The organism is Streptomyces sp. NPDC079020, from assembly GCF_044542225.1.
In the GTDB taxonomy this organism is placed as follows: Bacteria; Actinomycetota; Actinomycetes; order Streptomycetales; family Streptomycetaceae; genus Streptomyces.
In genome coordinates this window covers 54,533-72,421 of record NZ_JBITUB010000001.1, presented here as the reverse complement: position 1 = coordinate 72,421, position 17,889 = coordinate 54,533, and the positions used below count along the sequence as shown (strand labels likewise).

Here is a 17,889-nt window from a genome sequence, read left to right as displayed (position 1 = left end):
GCCGGCTGGCGCTGCGCGACGAACTGCGACACCTGGCGCGGGTGAGCCCTCAGCCCAGCGGGGCGCCGTGCCACTTCCAGGAGGTACGGCGGGCCAGGCCCGGCAGTCCGGTGCGGCCCGTGCACCACAGCAGGGCGCTCCACCGGTCCACGTCCGCCGGGGCCTCGGGGAAGAGCCGGGCCAGTACCCGGTCGCACAGGGCGGCGGGCGGCGCCCACACGAGGCCCAGTCCCTCGGCGATGTCATGCGTGTGGACCAGGGTCTCCACGACGCCCATCGCGGCGAACCCCTCCGGGTCGGAGATGCCGTGCGAGTGGTAGGACCGGACCCCGGCCGGAGTCGTCCGCACCATCGAGGCCAGCAGCGCACCGCTCGCCTCCAGCGTCCGGAGCAGACCGGCGGAGCCGGCCGCGCGGTCCGCGAAGACCGCGTTCGCCGGTCCGCCCGTACGCTCGGCGCCCCACCGGTAGGGGACCTCGCCGTCGAGCGGGGGCGTACGTGGGCCCAACTGGACGGCGTAGGCGAAGAGATCGTCGCTCAGGTGCTCCGCGGTCTCCCAGCAGGTCCACTCCAGCGTCCCGGCGGGCGCCTCCCAGCGGTCGGCCGCCGCCGCGCCGAGCGCGTCCACCGACAGCAGGACGGCCGAGGCCACGTCGTCCGCGGTGACCGGCAGCCGGGAGCCGGTCAGCGCCGCGCGTTCGGCGGCACCGCACTCCACACAGAACTCGTTGCCCTCGGGATCGGCGAGCGTCGCCCAGCCCCGCCCGTTCGGCCTGCGGTGATCGCCGACCAGTGTGGCGCCGAGGGCCAGCAGCCGTTCGACCTCCTCGTCGCGGGAGCGGTCGTCCGGCTGGATGTCGAGGTGCAGACGGTTCTTGGTGGCCTTCGGCTCGGGAACCGTGATGAACAGCAGCGCGGCTCCGGGCGCCTCGACGAGCGCCTCGGGATCACCGGGGGCGTCGTCGTCGGACACGGGGGAGCCGAGCACCTGGGACCAGAAACCGGCCAGCCTGTACGCGTCGGCGCAGTCGATGGTGATGTGACGTACGAGTGAGGTCATGGGCCATACCCTCGCCGGTGGCCGGGTTCCGGTCCAGCCGGTTACGGCGGTGGGGGCGGAGCGGTACGCCGCCCCGCCCCCACCGGTTCCGCCTCCCGCGCTACCTCACCGGAGTGAAGTCCCGCGCCCCGATGAACTCCGGGCGGCGGACCGGAGCCGCGAAGGGCTCCTGGGCCGCGTTCTCCACGCTGTTGAACACGATGAAGACGTTGCTGCGCGGGTACGGGGTGATGTTGTCGCCCGAGCCGTGCATGCAGTTGCAGTCGAACCAGGTCGCCGAACCGGCCCGCCCCGTGAAGAGCTTGATGCCGTGCCGGTCGGCCATCGTTGTCAGCGCCTCGTCGGACGGGGTGCCGGCGTCCTGCATCTGCAGGGACTTCTTGTAGTTGTCCTCCGGCGTCTCGCCCGCACAGCCGAGGAACGTCTTGTGCGAACCGGGCATGATCATCAGCCCGCCGTTGGTGTCGTAGTTCTCGGTCAGCGCGATCGAGACCGACACGGCCCGCATGTCCGGCAGACCGTCCTCGGCGTGCCAGGTCTCGAAGTCCGAGTGCCAGTAGAAGCCCGAAGCCCCGAAGCCCGGCTTGACGTTGATCCGCGACTGGTGGACGTACACGTCCGAGCCGAGGATCTGGCGGGCCCGGCCCACCACCCGCTCGTCGCTCACCAGCCGGGCGAAGACCTCACTGAGCCGGTGGACCTCGAAGACGGACCGTACCTCCCGCGACTTCGGCTCTATGACCGAGCGCTCGTCGGCGCGTACCGCCGGATCGGCGATCAGCCGCTCCAGCTCCGCGTGGCAGACGGAGACCTCGTCCGGCGTGATCAGCTGGTCGACGGTGAGGAAGCCGTCGCGTTCGAACCCCTGGAGGTCCTTCACGGCGACCGGCCCCGGTGCGCCGGGCGCGGACCAGATGACCGGGTCCTGGCGGGGAGTGGTCATCTCGGCGGCGCCGCGCGAGGGATACCGGTCGGCGCGTACTTCGGTGGTCATGGTTCAGCCCTCCTCTGTCAGCAGTGGGTAGACACCGTTCTCGTCATGGTCCTCCCGTCCGGTGACGGGCGGGTTGAAGACACAGACGCAGCGGAAGTCGGTCTTCGGCCGCAGCGTGTGGTGCTCGTTCCCGTCCAGCAGATACATCGTGCCGGGGGAGATCCAGTGCTTCTCGCCGGTGTCGTCGTTGGTCAGCTCGGCCTCGCCCTCGGTGCAGAGCACCGCCTCGATGTGGTTGGCATACCACATGGAGGTCTCCGTGCCCGCGTAGAGCACGGTCTCGTGGAGCGAGAAGCCGACCTTCTCCTTGGCGAGCACGATGCGCTTGCTCTCCCAGGTGCCGGACGCGGCCTTCACATGCCGGTCGGTGTTCTCGATGTCTCTGAACGATCGGACGATCACGGTGGGTCGGTGCCTTTCTCTTGACAGCTTCTCTGTGCGGCGGGAGTCGTTCTCCGCCTCGCGGTCCGTCCCGGGGTACCGGGTCAGGCCGTCTCACGGACGCAGCGGGCCAGCGTGCGCAGGCCCTCGTCCAGCTCTTCGGGGGTGATGGTCAGCGGGGGCAGCAGCTTGACGACCTCGCTCTGCGGGCCCGAGGTCTCCAGCAGGAGGCCCAGCTCGAAGGCGCGGGCGCAGACGGCCGTGGCCCGCGCGGGGTCGGCGAACTCCATGCCCCAGACCAGGCCGCGGCCGCGGAACTGCGCGGTGGGCTCCTCGGCGCAGATGGCCAGCAGCGACTGCCTCACCTGCTCGCCGCGGGCCCGCGTCTGCTTCTCCATCTGGCCGTCGGCCCAGTAGGCGTCGAGCACGGCGGCGGCGGTGACGAACGCCGGGTTGTTGCCGCGGAAGGTGCCGTTGTGCTCGCCCGGCTCCCAGATGTCCAGCTCCGGCTTGAACAGGCAGAGCGACATGGGCAAGCCGTAGCCGCTGATGGACTTCGACAGGGTGACGATGTCCGGCACGATGCCGGCCTCCTCGAAGGAGAAGAAGCCGCCGGTACGGCCGCAGCCCATCTGGATGTCGTCGACGATCAGCAGCATGTCCTGGCGGTGGCACAGCTCCTGGAGCGCGCGCAGCCACTCGGTGCGGGCGACGTTGATGCCGCCCTCGCCCTGGACGGTCTCCACGATCACGGCAGCGGGCTTGTTGAGCCCGGAGCCCTGATCCTCCAACAGCCGCTCGAACCAGAGGAAGTCGGGGACCGTACCTTCGAAGTAGTTGTCGAACGGCATCGGTGTGCCGTGCACCAGCGGGATACCGGCTCCGGCCCGTTTGAAGGCGTTTCCGGTCACCGCGAGCGAGCCGAGCGACATGCCGTGGAAGGCGTTGGTGAACGAGACGACGGACTCGCGGCCCTTGACCTTACGGGCCAGCTTCAGCGCCGACTCGACGGCGTTGGTGCCGGTCGGGCCGGGGAACATCACCTTGTACGGCAGGTCGCGCGGACGCAGGACCACGTTCTGGAAGGTCTCCAGGAACGCGCGTTTGGCGGTGGTCGCCATGTCCAGGCCGTGGGTGATGCCGTCGCGCTCGATGTAGTCGATCAGCGCGCGTTTCAGCACCGGGTTGTTGTGGCCGTAGTTGAGCGATCCGGCACCGGCGAAGAAGTCGAGGTACGAGTGGCCGTCCTCATCGGTCAGCCGGGCGCCCTGCGCGCGGTCGAACACCGCGGGCCAGCTGCGGCAGTAGCTCCGTACCTCCGACTCCAGGGTCTCGAAGACACTCAGGGCGGGCGGGGTGATGGTCACAGCGGTCTCCTGGTCGAGGGGGGTACGACGGGCGGCGGTGAAGCCTGCTTCCGGCGGCGGAGGCATGGCCCGGGTACGCGCCGGGGGGTCGGTCCGGCGCGGGCGGTCGTGGCGCGGAAGCGGCGTCGGCCGGGGCCGCGTCGGTCGGAACCGCGTCGTTCGGGACGGCATCGGTCGGATCGGCGCCGGGCGGCACCGCGCCGGGGCGCCGGGTGCCGCGGCGCTCGGCGCCTTGGTGCGTCAGGAGTGGAACGGGCCTATGCGGTACAGCACTTCCGGCAGATGCGTGTCCTCGGGGAACAGGTCCCCGTCGAAGAGCACCTCGCGCTCCAGGGGCACGTCGTGGCGCTGGGCGTAGGAGGTGAACAGCCGGTCGGACGCGGTGTTGTCCGGGGTGACGGTCGTCTCCACCAGGGCGAGCCCCCGCTCGGCGGCGACCCGGGCGGTCAGCGAGTCCAGCAGCTTGGCGGCCAGGCCCATGCCACGGTGGCCGTGGTCGACGGCGACCTGCCAGACGACGAGGGTGTCCGGGCGGTCGGGCCGGATGTACCCCGTCACGAAGGCGATCGGCTCGCCGTTCTCGTCGCGGGCGACCACGGAGGTCGCGGCGAAGTCCCGGCACCACAGGAGGTAGCTGTACGAGGAGTTGAGGTCCAGGACCTCGGAGTCGCGGGCAATGCGCCAGATCGCGGCTCCGTCCTCCACTCGTGGGGCGTCGATCCTGAGGAATTCACTTCGGGCACGGGCAAAATCTGCTGGTGCGGCGGTCATGTGAATTGAATTTACCCAGCAAATGCCGAAATTGCATCGAGGCAAAGGGTTGGGTCGGCGGTGACCTTGTGCTATCACGCGGGCGCATACCCCTGCGCGAATCCCCTTCGCTTTCTCACGATTTGGCCTGAATTTTTCCGGCATTACGGTCACTGTGTGGAGTCGGTCACAGGGTTGTAACTCTCGGGAGAAGTGCCCGGTCGCGTGAATCGGTGTTCAGGAAACTTTAGCGTTTAGGGTCCGGGAAAGCGGGCAGAAGAATGCGGGGAGCTGATTTCAGTAAATCAGCTCCCCTTATTTATGATTCTGGTCCGCGTGGTGGCGGACGGCGCTGCCGATAGGCGGCGCCGCGGAAACTATTCGCTCGGCCAGGTTTCCGAAACGGCCTTGCGGGCAGCTTCGAAGTCGACCTGCCGGCCCGTGTCGGCCAGCGCCGCCCCCAGAGCCGCGAGCGAGGAGCGCACCGCGCCCCGCGTCGCGTCCACCCCGTAGTGATTGACCCGGATCATCTCCTTGGACAGCGCCCCGCCGCCCGCGATGAGCGGCAGCGAGGGGTCCGCCGCGAGCGCCTGCGCGACCAGCTCGGCGGCGTCGACTCCCGCCGGGGCGCGCAGCGTCGTGGCCACCGGGGCCGCGTCCCGCGCGTCGTGGACATACGGCTCCAGGCCGCCGCCGAGCGCCGCCGCGCCGGCCCGGGTCGCGGCGGCAGCCGCCGCGTGACGGGCCATCAGCGCATCGAGCCCCTCGGCCTCGATCCGCTCCACGCACGCCTCCAGCGCCAGCATCTCCAGCTGCGCCGGGGCGTGCAGCAGCGCCTTGCGGCCACCGTCGATCCAGCGCTCCTTCCAGTCCAGGAGGGACAGGTAGGAGCGGCGCGGGGCCCGGGGATTGGCGGAGATCCGCTCCCAGGCCCGCTCGCTCACCGACACCGCCGACACCCCGGCCGGCCCGCCCATCGCCTTCTGCGCGCCGATCACGCAGAGGTCGACACCCCAGACGTCCGGCAGCAGCGGTTCGGCGCCCACCGAGGCGACGGCGTCCAGCATGAAGAGCGCGCCGTGCTCCCGGACCACCTCGCCGATCTCCGCGACGGGGTTGGTGTTGCCGGTCGCCGCCTCGGCGTGCACCAGCGACACGAAGTCGATCTCCGGGTGCGCGGCCAGTGCCCGGGCGACCTGCCCGGCGGTCACCGCGGTGTGGAACGGCACCGCGAGGTCGACGACCTCGGCGCCGCAGTCCCGCAGCCAGTTGCCGAAGGTCTGGCCGTACGGGCCCGTGACGATGTTCAGCGCGGTCGAACCGGGCCGGGCGCCGCCCCGGATACAGCCCTCCAGGGGCAGCAGCGCCTCGCCCTGCATGATGACGACGTCCTGCTGCGTGGCGAGGAGACCGGCCACCCGCCGCTCGATGGCCGCGAAACGCGCGGCGGTGAGCGGGGCGAGGTCGAGGAAGGGGTGCGTCACGGTGGTGCTCTCTTCGGTTCGGTCGGCGGTTCGGTCGGCTGTTCTGCTCACGAACGGTGCTCCGTCGAGGGTACCGAGGGCCTCGTACAGTGCGGCATATGAGTGATCAGGAGCAGCGGGTGCTGCGGGTGAAGGGGCGGGTGCTCGTCGGTCCGGACGAGATCCGGGACGAGCTGTGGGCCGTGGACGGGCGGATCACGTACGAGCGGCCGCCGGGGGCGGACGGGGCGGTGACGGTCACCGGGTGGGCGCTGCCGGGACTGGTCGACGCGCACTGCCATGTGGGCCTCGACCGGCACGGCCCGGTCGACGCCGCGACCAGTGAGAAGCAGGCCCTCGCCGACCGGGAGGCGGGCACGCTGCTGATCCGGGACGCCGGGTCGCCCTCCGACACCCGGTGGATCGACGACCGCGAGGATCTGCCGAAGATCATCAGGGCGGGCCGGCACATCGCCAGGACCCGCAGGTACATCCGCAACTACGCCCATGAGATCGAGCCCGGCGACCTGGTCGCGTATGTGGCGCGCGAGGCCCGGCGCGGGGACGGCTGGGTGAAGCTGGTCGGCGACTGGATCGACCGGGACGCCGGTGATCTGACCGCCTGCTGGCCGCGCGGCGAGGTCGAGGCGGCGATCAATGAGGCGCACCGGCTGGGCGCCCGTGTCACCGCGCACTGCTTCGCCGAGGAGTCGCTGCGCGATCTCGTGGAGGCCGGGATCGACTGCATCGAGCACGCGACCGGCCTGACCGAGGACACCATTCCGCTGTTCGCCGAGCGCGGTGTCGCGATCGTCCCGACGCTGGTCAACATCGCCACGTTCCCCGATCTCGCGGCGGGCGGCGAGGCCAGATTCCCGCGCTGGTCGGCGCATATGCGGCAGCTGTACGAGCGCCGCTACGACACCGTCCGCGCCGCGTACGACGCCGGGATCCCGGTCTACGTCGGCACCGACGCGGGCGGCTCGCTGGCCCACGGTCTGGTGGCGGCCGAGGTCGCCGAGCTGGTGAAGGCGGGCATCCCGCCCCGGGAGGCCCTCGCCGCGACGGCCTGGGGCGCCCGGCGCTGGCTGGGGCGGCCGGTCCTCGAAGAGGGCGCCCCGGCGGACCTGGTCGTCTACGACGAGGATCCGCGCGCGGACGTACGGGTACTGGCGGCGCCGCGTCACGTCGTGCTGAACGGGCGGGTCATCGGCTGACCGCCCCGGGGGCGGCGGGAGCCGGCGTACGGGGGCGAGCGGCCCGGTGCGCGGGCGTCACGTTGACCGGCAGTGACCGCAGGGGTGCGTGGCTCGTTTACGCACTTCTGCGCCCACCCCGGCGCGGTCAGCACCCGTGCCGCTCACACTCGGTGAAACGGGTGACGTGAAGGAACGCACGTGCCGAAAGATTCGAATACACACGCTAAAACCCCTCTTTGGGGTGAACTCACCACAGGTATCCGCGAGTTCACCCTCCGTACGTAAAGATTCACGGAGTCGAGGCCACCGGTGCCCGCGATGTCCCCCATTGGACGGCGCCGGTGGCTCCATGTCTCTTGTGGGGGTTCCACCATCTTGAACAGCAACACCTTCCGTCTCGCTGCCCTGGCGGTCGCCGCCGCTCCCGTCGCCCTGCTTGCCGCCGTCCCCGCGCAGGCGGCCACCGCGACGGCCACGACCACCGGCGAGGGCAAAGCGAGCGCGGTCGTGCTCCGTACCGCACTGAATGTCTCACTCCTGAACAAGACGATCGAGGTTCCGCTCAAGGCCACGCTCAACGAGGTACAGGCGCCCGCCAGCGCGAAGAAGACCGCCCTCAGCGTGCGGCTCGACGGCGTGGACCACGGACAGCCGTTCAGCGTGCTGCGCGCCGACGTGGCCACGGCCGAGGCCACCGTGGGCAAGCACAGGGCGCAGGGGTACAGCAATCTGGCGAAGGCCGCGGTCCATCTGCCCGGACTGCCGCTGCTCCCGCTCATCGAGGTCGAGAAGGTCACGTCCAAGGCGGTCTGCGAGGTGGGCAGGAAGCCGGTCGCGGAGTCGAACGTGCTGGGCCATGTGTCGGTCCTGGGCACGAAGGTCACGCTCACCGCGGGCGGGACGACCCGGGTGGAGGTGCCGGGCGTCGGTGAGGTGACCCTGGACCTGTCGAAGACCAGCACCACCTCGCGGACCGCGGCCGCCGCGGCGCTGCAGCTCCGGGTGTCCGTGAATCCGCTCAAGCTCAACGTCGCCGACGTACAGGGAGATGTCACGCTGGCCGAGGCGACCTGCGAGACACCGAAGGCGACCGACCCGGGAGGCACCGACGGTGGCTCCAGCAGCGGCGGCTCCAGCGGCGGTTCGAGCGACGGCGGCGCGTCCGGCAGCGGTGGCTCGACGGACGGCGGTTCGACGGGCGGCAAGGGGGACGGCGGCCCGGATGTGAAGACCCAGACGGGCTCGGGGAAGGCCCCGGCGACGGAGAACCTCGCCGAGACCGGAGGCAGCTCCGCCACCCCGTACATCGCGGGCGGCGCGGCACTGCTGCTGGCGGTCGGCGCGGGGGCGACGGTGATGGCTCGCAGGCGCGCCCGGGCCTGATCCGGCCGGTGGCCTGATCCGACCGGTGGCCTGAGGGACCGGAGTCCTGAGGGACGGGGGGCTTGAGGGGCGGCGTTGCCCGGGGAGGGACGCCGCCCCTCGGGGGCGGGCCCGAGGGGCCCGGCCCCGGGCCCCTCAGGACAGAGGTCTCGCGGGCAGGGCCTGAAGGGCCTGGTCGAAGGCCTGGAGGAAGCGGTTGGTCGTCACCCGGTCGCGTACGGCCAGCCGCAGCCACTCCGGCCCGAGCCCCGGGAACGTGTCCCCCCGCCGTGCCGCGAAGCCCAGCAGCCGCAGCCGCTCCCGTACCTCGGCCGCCCGCTCCAGCCGCAGCAGGACGAACGACCCCTCGGCGGGCTCGACCGCCCGTACCTCACCGAACTCCGCCAGCCCGGCCAGCAGATGGGCCCGGTCCACCGCGATCCGGTCCGCCGCCCCGGCCGCCTCCACCAGTGCCCGCGGCTCCATACAGGCCTCGGCCGCCGCCAACGCCGGGGAGGACACCGGCCACAGGGGCTGTGCGTCGGACAGCAGCGCGATGGTGACCGGGTCGGCCAGCACATAGCCGATCCGCAGCCCCGCCAGCCCCCAGGTCTTGGTGAGGCTGCGCAGGACGACGAGCCCGGGGATGTCCGTACGCCCGCACAGCGCCTCCCGCTCGCCGGGGACCGCGTCCATGAACGCCTCGTCGACCACGAGCGTCCGCCCGGGGCGCGCCAGTTGCTCCAGGACGGCCGCCGGGTGGAGCACGGACGTCGGGTTGGTCGGATTGCCGACCACCACCAGGTCCGCCTCCTCGGGCACCGCCGCCGGATCCAGCCGGAAGCCGTCCTCGGCGCGCAGCAGCACCCGCCCCACCTCGTGACCGGCCGACCGCAGCGCCGCCTCCGGTTCGGTGAACTGCGGATGCACGACGACCGGGTACGCGGCCGGCAGCGCACGGGCGATCAGCACGAACGCCTCCGCCGCGCCCGCCGTCAGGAGCACCCGTTCCACCGGGAGCCCGTGCCGCCCGGCGACCGCGGCCCGCGCCGCGGTCCCGTCCGGATACGAGGCCAGCGACACGAGCGAGGCCGCTATCCGCTGCCGCAGCCAGTCCGGCGGCGTATGGGTGCGTACGTTGACGGCGAGATCGGTCAGGTTGCGGTCGCGCACCTCCGCGTCACCGTGGTGCCGGAGGTCCGGCTCGGTGCTCTGGACTGACTTCGTGGGGGGATTCATGGCTGCCATGGTGAAGGCGCCCGTCCCGTCCGTCACCGGCGGGGTGGAACTTTTCCGGTCAGGGGTCGCAAGGGTGGCCGGAATCCGACGGGCCACCGCACACGTCACGGCCCCCTTCGGAGCCGTCCCGCGCGCCGACCGGGTCTTGGCGACCAGCAGTTCGTCCGCGTCGATCAGCGCGGCGGCCTCCGCGACCGAGGGCGTCCCCACGGCCGCGCCCGGCGCACCCGAGGGATTCGGTACGAGGACCCCGGCCAGCGCCTCGGCCGTATGCGTCCGTACCGGTACTCCCAGCCGCGCCGCGGCCCCCACGATCCCGGGTTCGGCGGCCTTGGCCTCGACGGTGGCCAGTTCCACGATGTCGGCCGTCCGCAGTCCCGCCGTCAGGAGCGTTTTCTTGATCAGGCCGAGCACCTCGTCGAGCGGTGCGCCGCGGCGGGCGCCGACGCCGACGACGAGCGTTCCGGCGAGGGGGACCGGGCAGGGGCCGGCGGCTGCTCCGTACATGGGCGGAGTCCTTTCGTACGCCGGCCCGGGGGCCGGATGCTGCGGGGGGAGGACGGAACGGGTGGGCGGCAGTCAGGGGGTGAGGGGCAGGAGCCGGTAAGGGCGGCCTGAGATGCGGGCACGGGGGTCAATCGGCTAGCAAGGGCCCATGGCGGTGTTCGTCGCGCTCGGCGCGTTCCTGATGACTCTGGCCGGCGGCTGGGTCGCTCAGCGGGTGACCGACCGCCGTCACCTGGTGCTCGGCTTCGCGGGCGGGCTGATGCTCGGTGTGGTCGGCCTCGACCTCCTGCCGGAGGCGGTCGAGGCGGCGGGCGGGCCGGTCTTCGGCGTCCCCGCCGCCCTGCTGCTGTTCGTGGGCGGGTTCCTGGTGGCCCATCTGGTGGAGCGGCTGCTCGCCGTACGCCGGGCGGCACACGGGGCGGGCGAGGAACGGGTGCCGCAGGTGGGGCTGACGGCGGCGGCCGCGATGGTCGGCCACAGCCTGATGGACGGAGTCGCGCTCGGCGCCGCGTTCCAGGTCGGCGGGGGCATGGGCGCGGCGGTCGCGCTGGCCGTGATCAGTCATGACTTCGCCGACGGATTCAACACGTACACCATCACCAGTCTCTACGGGAACGCCCGCCGCAAGGCGCTCCTCATGCTGTTCGCGGACGCCCTGGCTCCGATCGTGGGCGCCGCGACGACACTCCTGTTCACCCTTCCGGAGGAACTGCTCGGCTGCTATCTCGGCTTCTTCGGCGGCGTACTGCTCTACCTGGCCGCCGCAGAGATTCTGCCCGAGGCGCACCACGACCATCCCGCCCGGTCCACATTGCTCTGCACGGTCGGGGGAGTGGGCTTCATCTGGCTGGTGGTGGGCATCGCCGAGTAGTCCGTACCCGCCGGGGCTCCCACCCGCCGGCGGCTCACCCGCCGGTTTCCCGTCCCCCGGAGGACGCGCCGCACCGCTCGACGAAGCGCCGTGCCACCCCGGGCGAGGACGCCCAGTGCGTATGCAGATAGCTCGCGTGCACGCCCCGCTGGACGAAGCCCTCCACCCGCCGCTCCGGCTGATGCATGCCCCACGCGGGAACCGGCCCGGCACCCGGCTCCAGCACCGTCCGGTGGAACTCATGACCGCGCAGCCGGGTCCCCGCCACCGCCAGCGAACTGTCGGAGACCGCCACCGCCTCCCGGTAGCCCAGCGTCAGCCGCTCCGACATCCGGGCCTCGGCGTCCAGCACCCCGCACATCGGCCGCCCGTCCAGCTCACGCGCCAGGTACAGCAGCCCCGCGCACTCCGCCGCCACCGGCGCACCGCTCAGCGCCAGCGCGGTCACCGCCGCGCGCAGCGGCTCGTTGGCCGACAGCTCGGGGGCGTACATCTCCGGGAACCCGCCGCCGATCACGAGCCCCGCCGTGCCCGCCGGGAGCTTCTCGTCGCGCAGCGGGTCGAAGACCGCGACCTCCGCGCCCGCCGCCGCCAGCAGCTCGGCGTGTTCCGCGTACGCGAAGGTGAACGCCGCCCCGCCCGCCACGGCCACCACCGGCCGGGACCCGGGCGCCGGGTGACGCTCCGGCTCCCACGCCCCGTCCGGCAGCGGGGGAGCCGACCTGGCCAGCGCCATCAGCGCGTCGAGATCGCACCCCGCCCGCACCCGTTCGCCCATCGCCGCCACGGCCTCGACGGCGTCGGTCTGCCGCTCGGCCACCGGCACCAGGCCCAGATGGCGCGAGGGCGTCGCGAGCCGCGCGGCCCGCCGCAGCACCCCGAGCACCGGCAGGCCCGACTCCTCCAGCGCGTCGCGCAGCAGCGCCTCGTGCCGGTCGGAGGCCACCTTGTTCAGGATCACGCCGCCTATGCGCACCAGGGGGTCCCAGGACGCGAACCCGTGCACCAGGGCCGCGACGGAACGGGACTGCGAGGAGGCGTCGACGACCAGCACGACGGGCGCCCGCAGAAGCTTGGCGACCTGAGCCGTGGAGGCCAGTTCCCCCTGCCCCGAGGCACCGTCGTACAGCCCCATGACGCCCTCGACGACGGCGAGGTCGCAGCCGCCCGCCCCGTGCGCGAACAGCGGGGCGATCAGGTCCGTCCCGCACATGTACGCGTCGAGATTGCGGCCGGGCCGTCCCGTCGCCAGCGCGTGGTAGCCCGGATCGATGTAGTCCGGGCCCACCTTGTGCGGGGACACGGCGAGCCCGCGCGCGGCGAACGCCGCCATCAGACCCGTGGCGACCGTGGTCTTGCCGCTGCCGGACGCCGGAGCGGCGATGACCAGACGGGGAACACTCACCACTCGATGCCCCTCTGGCCCTTCTGCCCGGCGTCCATCGGGTGCTTGACCTTCGACATGTCGGTCACCAGGTCGGCGGCCGCGATCAGCTTGTCCGGAGCGTTGCGCCCGGTGATCACCACATGCTGGGTGCCGGGACGGTTCCGCATCACCTCGACGACCTCGTCGGTGTCGATCCAGCCCCAGTGCATCGGATAGGCGAACTCGTCCAGGACATACAGCTTGTACGTCTCGGCCGCCAGGTCGCGCTTGACCTGCTCCCAGCCCTCACGGGCCTTCTCCTCGTTGTCCAGCTGGTTATCGCGCTGCACCCACGACCAGCCCTCGCCCATCTTGTGCCAGGCGACGGTGCCGCCCTCGCCGCTGGCCCCCAGGACCTTCAGCGCGTTCTCCTCGCCGACCTTCCACTTCGCCGACTTCACGAACTGGAACACCCCGATCGGCCAGCCCTGGTTCCAGGCCCGCAGCGCGAGACCGAAGGCCGCCGTCGACTTCCCCTTGCCGATGCCCGTGTGGACGAAGAGCAGCGGGCGGTTGCGCCGCTGACGGGTGGTGAGCCCGTCGTCCGGTACCGATGTCGGCTGTCCCTGTGGCATTACGCGGCCCTCCCGGCTGTGGTGACGTCCTTGACGAGCCCGGCGATCGAGTCGGCCCGCAGCTCGTCGAGCGTGACGGCGGTACCTCCCAGATCCCGGGCGAGCTGTGCGGCGAGCCCGAGGCGTACGATCCCCGACTCGCAGTCCACGACGACGGACGCGGTGCCCTCGGAGCGGTGCAGACGCCCCGCCCGCCCGGCCAGCGCCACCGGTTCGGGGCCGCCGGTCGCCCGGCCGTCCGTCACCACGACGAGCAGCGGCCGCCGCGACGGATCACGCAGCCGCTCCACCCGCAGGACGTCATGGGCCTTCAGCAGCCCGGCGGCCAGCGGCGTACGCCCCCCGGTCGGCAGCGATTCCAGCCGTGCCGCCGCCGCGTCCACCGACGAGGTCGGCGGCAGCGCCACCTCGGCGTCCTTGCCCCGGAAGGTGACCAGGCCGACCTTGTCGCGCCGCTGGTACGCGTCCAGCAGCAGCGACAGCACCGCGCCCTTGACCGCGCTCATCCGCTGCCGGGCGGCCATCGAACCCGAGGCGTCCACGACGAAGAGCACCAGATTGCCCTCGCGCCCCTCCCGCGTCGCCTGCCGCAGATCGTCCCGGCGGACGACCAGGCCCCGCCCCGACCGCCCGCGGGCGTGCTGGTGCGGTGCCGCGGCCTGCACGGTCGCCGACAGGTGCAGCTTGGTCAGGGCACCCTGCGGGCGCCGCGAACCGGTCGTACGGCCGTGCTCGGTACGGGCCCGGGAGCGCCGCCCCGCGGCGCCCTCGCCGAGACCCGGCACGCTCAGCATCTTCGTCCGGAACGGCTCGGCCGAGGCCACGGGCTGCTGCTCCGCGCCGGCCGGGCGGCCGGGCGCGCCGGTGCTGCCCTCCTGGGCCGGTCCCGGGGTACCGCTGCCGTCGGCCTGCGGAGGCACCCCGCCGCCCCCGCCGCCGCCGTCGTCGCCCCCGCCCCCGTCACCGGGGCCGTCCGGGTGCGGACCGTCGGGGTCCGGGTCGTTGCCGCCCTCGCCGCCCGCCTCGTCCCCGGCGGCCTCCTGGAGCGTGTCGTCCAGCTTGTCCTCGTCCAGGCCGGGCGCGTCGAACGGGTTGCGGCGACGCCGGTGCGGGAGCGCGAGGAGCGCGGCCTGCCGCACGTCCTCGGCGAGCACCTCCTCGCGCCCCGCCCACGCGGCCAGAGCGGTCGCCGTACGCGCCATCACGATGTCGGCGCGCATGCCGTCGACCTCGAAGGCCGCGCAGGTCGCCGCGATCTGCCGCAACACGCCGTCGCCCAGCACGACATGGGGGAGCAGGGCGCGCGCGGCGGTGATCCGGTCCCGGAGGGCGGCCTCCTCCTCGGCCCACCGGGCGGCGAACGCGACCGGGTCGTCGTCGTGGGCGAGCCTGCGCCGCACGACCTCGACCCGCTGATCGGTGTCACGGGACGCGGCCACCTCGACCGTGAGCCCGAACCGGTCCAGCAACTGGGGCCGCAGCTCGCCCTCTTCGGGGTTCATCGTGCCGACCAGCAGGAAACGCGCGGCGTGCCGTACGGAGACGCCCTCGCGCTCGACGTACGAAGCGCCCATCGCCGCCGCGTCCAGCAGCAGGTCCACGAGATGGTCGTGGAGCAGGTTGACCTCGTCCACGTACAGGATCCCGCGATGCGCGTCCGCCAGCAGCCCCGGCTCGAAGGCCTTCACGCCCTCCGAGAGCGCCCGCTCGATGTCCAGCGCGCCGACGAGCCGGTCCTCGGACGCGCCGACCGGCAGTTCCACGGTCCGCGCGGCCCGCGACACGCCCGTCCCGTCCCCGTGGGGCCCGTCGGGACACGCCGGATCGGGCGCCCCCGGGTCGCACGAGAAGCGGCACCCGGGCACCACGGAGACCTCCGGCATGAGCGCGGCGAGCGCCCGCACGGCGGTGGACTTGGCGGTTCCCTTCTCGCCCCGTACGAGCACCCCGCCGACAGCCGGACTGACGGCGTTCAGCAGCAGTCCGAGCCGAAGATCGTCCTGCCCGACGATCGCGGTGAAGGGATACGGCGTACTCACAGGGCCTCCTTGTTGACATCCGACACTTCAAGGGCCGCTCCGGGCCCGTCCGGCGCTCCGGGCCCGTCGGGCCCGCGCACCGCGTTCCGGGCCGTACCGGGCCCGTCCGGCGCTCCCGCGTCCCGTGCGCCCGCGGACGCGCCCCCGCCCACTCCGGGCGCCCCCGCCCGCGGTGCCGCCGCCCCCGGTGCCCCCGGGGCGATGAACGGCAGTCCCGCGGGCGCGCCGCCCTCGATCAGCCGCCACAGCGCGTCCGTGTCCGCGTGTTCCTCCACCAGATCCCCGAGCCGGTCCAGCTGCTCCTCCCGCAGCACCCCGAAACTCGTGTCCGGCGCGGCGACGAACCGCCGGCCCGCCGCCCGTGCGACCTCCGCGAGGAACCGCCGCCGGAACGCGTCGCTCTCCAGCGACCCGTGCCAGTGCGTCCCCCACACGGCACCCACCCGGCAGCCGTCCAGGAACGGCTCACCGCCGCGCACATCGGCGACCCCGTGGTGGATCTCGTATCCCTCCACCGGCTCGCCGAGCGCCGTACCGGCCGGCCGGGCGAGCGTCTTGGCCCGCTCGAACCGGATGCGTACCGGCAGCAGTCCCAGCCCGTCGACCACCCCGGCCCGCGACTCCACCTCGTCCTCGATCCGCTCCCCGAGCACCTGGAACCCGCCGCAGATGCCGAGCACCGGCCGTCCCTCGGCCGCCCGCCGCACCAGCGCGTCGGCGAGACCCCGCTCGCGCAGCCACGCCAGTGCCCGCACGGTGCCGCGCGTGCCGGGCACGATCACCAGGTCCGCGTCGGCCAGCTCCTCCGCCCGGTCCACGAACCGCACCACCACGCCCGGCTCGGCGGCCAGCGCGTCCACATCGGTGAAGTTCGACATCAGCGGCAGGGCACACACCGCCACCCGCAGCACGTCCTCGCCGTGCGGCGGCGCGACGACCGACTCCCGTACGGCTCCGCGCATCGAGACGCGCAGGCCGTCCTCCTCGTCGATGCCCAGCCCGTGCGCGAACGGCAGCACCCCGTAGGTCCGCCGCCCCGTCAGCCCGTACAGCATGTCCAGGCCCGGCTCCAGCAGCGAGACATCGCCGCGGAACTTGTTGACGAGATAGCCGGCGACCAGTGACTGGTCCTCGGCGCTCAGCAGCGCCGTCGTACCGAAGAACGAGGCGAAGACGCCGCCGCGGTCGATGTCCCCGACGACCAGCACGGGGAAGCGCGCGGCGCGGGCTATGCCCATGTTCACGATGTCGGTGCGCCGCAGATTGATCTCGGCAGGACTGCCCGCCCCCTCGCAGATCACGGCGTCATACGTGCCCCGAAGCTGTTCCAGGCAGTCCACGACCGTCCCGAGGAGGGCTTCCTGCCGTCCCCCGTGGTAGCCGCGGGCGCTCATCTCACCGACCGGCTTCCCCATCAGGACGACCTGGCTGGAGCGGTCGCCGCCGGGCTTGAGCAGCACCGGGTTCATCAGCGCGGACGGCTCGACCCGGGCGGCCTGGGCCTGCATCGCCTGGGCGCGCCCGATCTCCGCGCCCTCGCGGGTGACGAACGAGTTGAGCGACATGTTCTGCGCCTTGAACGGCGCGACCTTCACGCCCCGGCGTACGAGCCACCGGCAGATCCCTGCCGTGACGACGCTCTTGCCCGCGTCCGAGGTGGTCCCGGCGACCAGGAGTCCGCCGCTCATTTCGCTCTCCGTCCCGCGAGCAGCCGGCCCGCCACGCATACGCCCAGGGCCAGCGCGCCCACCCGGCGCGACAGCCGTACCGCCCGTTCGATGTCGGCGCTCTCCACGGCCCGGCCGGCCGCCCCGTTGAGCACGGGCCGGTGCTCGACCCGCCCGGCGTACGCCAGGGTCCCGCCGAGCCGTACGCCGAGAGCCCCCGCGAACGCGGCCTCCACCGGCCCCGCGTTAGGGCTCGGATGGCTGCCCGCGTCGGCCCGCCAGGCCCGTACGGCCGCACGGGGCCGTCCTCCGGCCACCACGGCCAGCGCGGCCGTCAGCCGGGCTCCCGGCCCGCCCGCCAGGTCGTCCAGGCGGGCCGAGGCCCAGCCGTAACGCCGGTAGCGGGGCGACCTGTGGCCGACCATGGCGTCCAGCGTGTTGACGGCCCGGAAGCCGACGAGCCCGGGGACCCCGCCCAGAGCGCCCCAGACGAGGGCGCCGACGACGGCGTCCGAGGTGTTCTCGGCGACGGACTCGACCACGGCGCGGGCGATCTGCTGCCCGTCCAGCGAGTGGGGGTCGCGGCCGCACAGATGGGGCAGCCGTTCCCGGGCCACGTCGAGGTCCCCGGCGGCGAGCGCACCGGAGACGGCGCGCGCCTCACGGCCCAGCGACGTACCGCCGATCACGGACCAGGTGGTGGCGGCGGTCAGCGCGACGGCCAGGGCGGGGCGGTCCCGTACGGCGCGGGCGGCCAGCGCGGCGGCCCCCACGGCGCCGCCGGCGCAGACGAGGGTGTGCAGGGCGCCCCATCCGCGGTGGTCGCGCCAGAGCAGGCGTTCGGCCCTTGCCGCGGCCCGGCCGAATCCGGCCACGGGATGTCCCCGGCGGGGGTCACCGAGCAGGGAGTCGGCGATCAGGCCGGCCGTGGCGCCGTACGCGAAGATGCGGTCGGCACGCATGGCTCAGCCGGCCGGGGTACGGGAGGT

15 protein-coding genes are annotated in these 17,889 nt (G+C 72.9%); 3 read left to right on the top strand and 12 right to left on the bottom strand.

What is annotated here, in order from left to right:
• Positions 1-49: 49 nt before the first annotated feature.
• The 6 genes from ACIGJO_RS00365 to ACIGJO_RS00340 all read right to left on the bottom strand — a co-directional run bounded on the left by ACIGJO_RS00365 (position 50) and on the right by ACIGJO_RS00340 (position 6,036).
• Complete coding sequence (locus ACIGJO_RS00365; protein ID WP_399949785.1) at positions 50-1,060, bottom strand: VOC family protein; 1,011 nt, start codon at positions 1,058-1,060, stop codon at positions 50-52.
• Between the two features lie 100 nt (positions 1,061-1,160).
• Positions 1,161-2,054, bottom strand: a complete 894-nt coding sequence (gene thpD, locus ACIGJO_RS00360; RefSeq protein ID WP_399949783.1) for an ectoine hydroxylase — start codon at positions 2,052-2,054, stop codon at positions 1,161-1,163.
• 3 nt (positions 2,055-2,057) lie between these two features.
• Positions 2,058-2,456, bottom strand: coding sequence for an ectoine synthase (locus tag ACIGJO_RS00355; RefSeq protein ID WP_399949780.1), 399 nt, complete (start codon positions 2,454-2,456; stop codon positions 2,058-2,060).
• 83 nt (positions 2,457-2,539) lie between these two features.
• The gene (ectB, locus tag ACIGJO_RS00350) at positions 2,540-3,802 is read right to left on the bottom strand and encodes a diaminobutyrate--2-oxoglutarate transaminase (RefSeq protein ID WP_399949776.1); all 1,263 of its coding nucleotides are present in this window, start codon (positions 3,800-3,802) and stop codon (positions 2,540-2,542) included.
• Between the two features lie 240 nt (positions 3,803-4,042).
• The gene (gene ectA / locus ACIGJO_RS00345) at positions 4,043-4,507 is read right to left on the bottom strand and encodes a diaminobutyrate acetyltransferase (RefSeq protein ID WP_399951637.1); all 465 of its coding nucleotides are present in this window, start codon (positions 4,505-4,507) and stop codon (positions 4,043-4,045) included.
• Positions 4,508-4,929: 422 nt separating this feature from the next.
• The gene (locus tag ACIGJO_RS00340; protein ID WP_399951634.1) at positions 4,930-6,036 is read right to left on the bottom strand and encodes a pyridoxal-phosphate-dependent aminotransferase family protein; all 1,107 of its coding nucleotides are present in this window, start codon (positions 6,034-6,036) and stop codon (positions 4,930-4,932) included.
• A gap of 98 nt (positions 6,037-6,134) precedes the next feature.
• Between ACIGJO_RS00340 and ACIGJO_RS00335 the strand changes: the two genes are divergently transcribed.
• Positions 6,135-7,232 (top strand): amidohydrolase family protein, encoded by a 1,098-nt coding sequence (locus tag ACIGJO_RS00335; RefSeq protein ID WP_399949773.1) that lies wholly within the window; start codon positions 6,135-6,137, stop codon positions 7,230-7,232.
• A gap of 357 nt (positions 7,233-7,589) precedes the next feature.
• Positions 7,590-8,597, top strand: a complete 1,008-nt coding sequence (locus ACIGJO_RS00330; protein WP_399949770.1) for an SCO1860 family LAETG-anchored protein — start codon at positions 7,590-7,592, stop codon at positions 8,595-8,597.
• Positions 8,598-8,732: 135 nt separating this feature from the next.
• Here the strand turns inward: ACIGJO_RS00330 and cobC are convergent, their stop codons facing one another.
• Positions 8,733-10,322 carry an Rv2231c family pyridoxal phosphate-dependent protein CobC gene (gene cobC, locus ACIGJO_RS00325; protein WP_399949767.1) on the bottom strand — a complete coding sequence of 530 codons (1,590 nt, stop codon included), beginning with the start codon at positions 10,320-10,322 and terminating at the stop codon, positions 8,733-8,735.
• A 148-nt stretch (positions 10,323-10,470) separates the two neighbouring features.
• On the opposite strand from cobC, the gene ACIGJO_RS00320 reads away from it, so the two are divergent.
• Positions 10,471-11,193: a ZIP family metal transporter gene (locus tag ACIGJO_RS00320; RefSeq protein ID WP_399949764.1), complete on the top strand. Its 723-nt coding sequence runs from the start codon at positions 10,471-10,473 to the stop codon at positions 11,191-11,193.
• A gap of 34 nt (positions 11,194-11,227) precedes the next feature.
• Here the strand turns inward: ACIGJO_RS00320 and ACIGJO_RS00315 are convergent, their stop codons facing one another.
• Genes ACIGJO_RS00315 through ACIGJO_RS00295 form a run of 5 tightly spaced genes read right to left on the bottom strand, consistent with a single transcriptional unit; the run spans position 11,228 to position 17,862 of the window.
• Positions 11,228-12,601 carry a cobyrinate a,c-diamide synthase gene (locus ACIGJO_RS00315; protein ID WP_399949760.1) on the bottom strand — a complete coding sequence of 458 codons (1,374 nt, stop codon included), beginning with the start codon at positions 12,599-12,601 and terminating at the stop codon, positions 11,228-11,230.
• The gene (cobO, locus tag ACIGJO_RS00310) at positions 12,595-13,194 is read right to left on the bottom strand and encodes a cob(I)yrinic acid a,c-diamide adenosyltransferase (protein ID WP_399949757.1); all 600 of its coding nucleotides are present in this window, start codon (positions 13,192-13,194) and stop codon (positions 12,595-12,597) included. The genes ACIGJO_RS00315 and cobO overlap by 7 nt, the downstream gene beginning before the upstream one ends.
• On the bottom strand, positions 13,194-15,233 hold the full coding sequence (locus ACIGJO_RS00305) for a putative cobaltochelatase (RefSeq protein ID WP_399949754.1): 2,040 nt from the start codon (positions 15,231-15,233) through the stop codon (positions 13,194-13,196). The genes cobO and ACIGJO_RS00305 overlap by 1 nt, the downstream gene beginning before the upstream one ends.
• Positions 15,230-16,921: a cobyric acid synthase gene (locus ACIGJO_RS00300; RefSeq protein ID WP_399949751.1), complete on the bottom strand. Its 1,692-nt coding sequence runs from the start codon at positions 16,919-16,921 to the stop codon at positions 15,230-15,232. The genes ACIGJO_RS00305 and ACIGJO_RS00300 overlap by 4 nt, the downstream gene beginning before the upstream one ends.
• Positions 16,918-17,862, bottom strand: coding sequence for a cobalamin biosynthesis protein (locus ACIGJO_RS00295; RefSeq protein ID WP_266929580.1), 945 nt, complete (start codon positions 17,860-17,862; stop codon positions 16,918-16,920). The genes ACIGJO_RS00300 and ACIGJO_RS00295 overlap by 4 nt, the downstream gene beginning before the upstream one ends.
• Positions 17,863-17,889 lie beyond the last annotated feature (27 nt).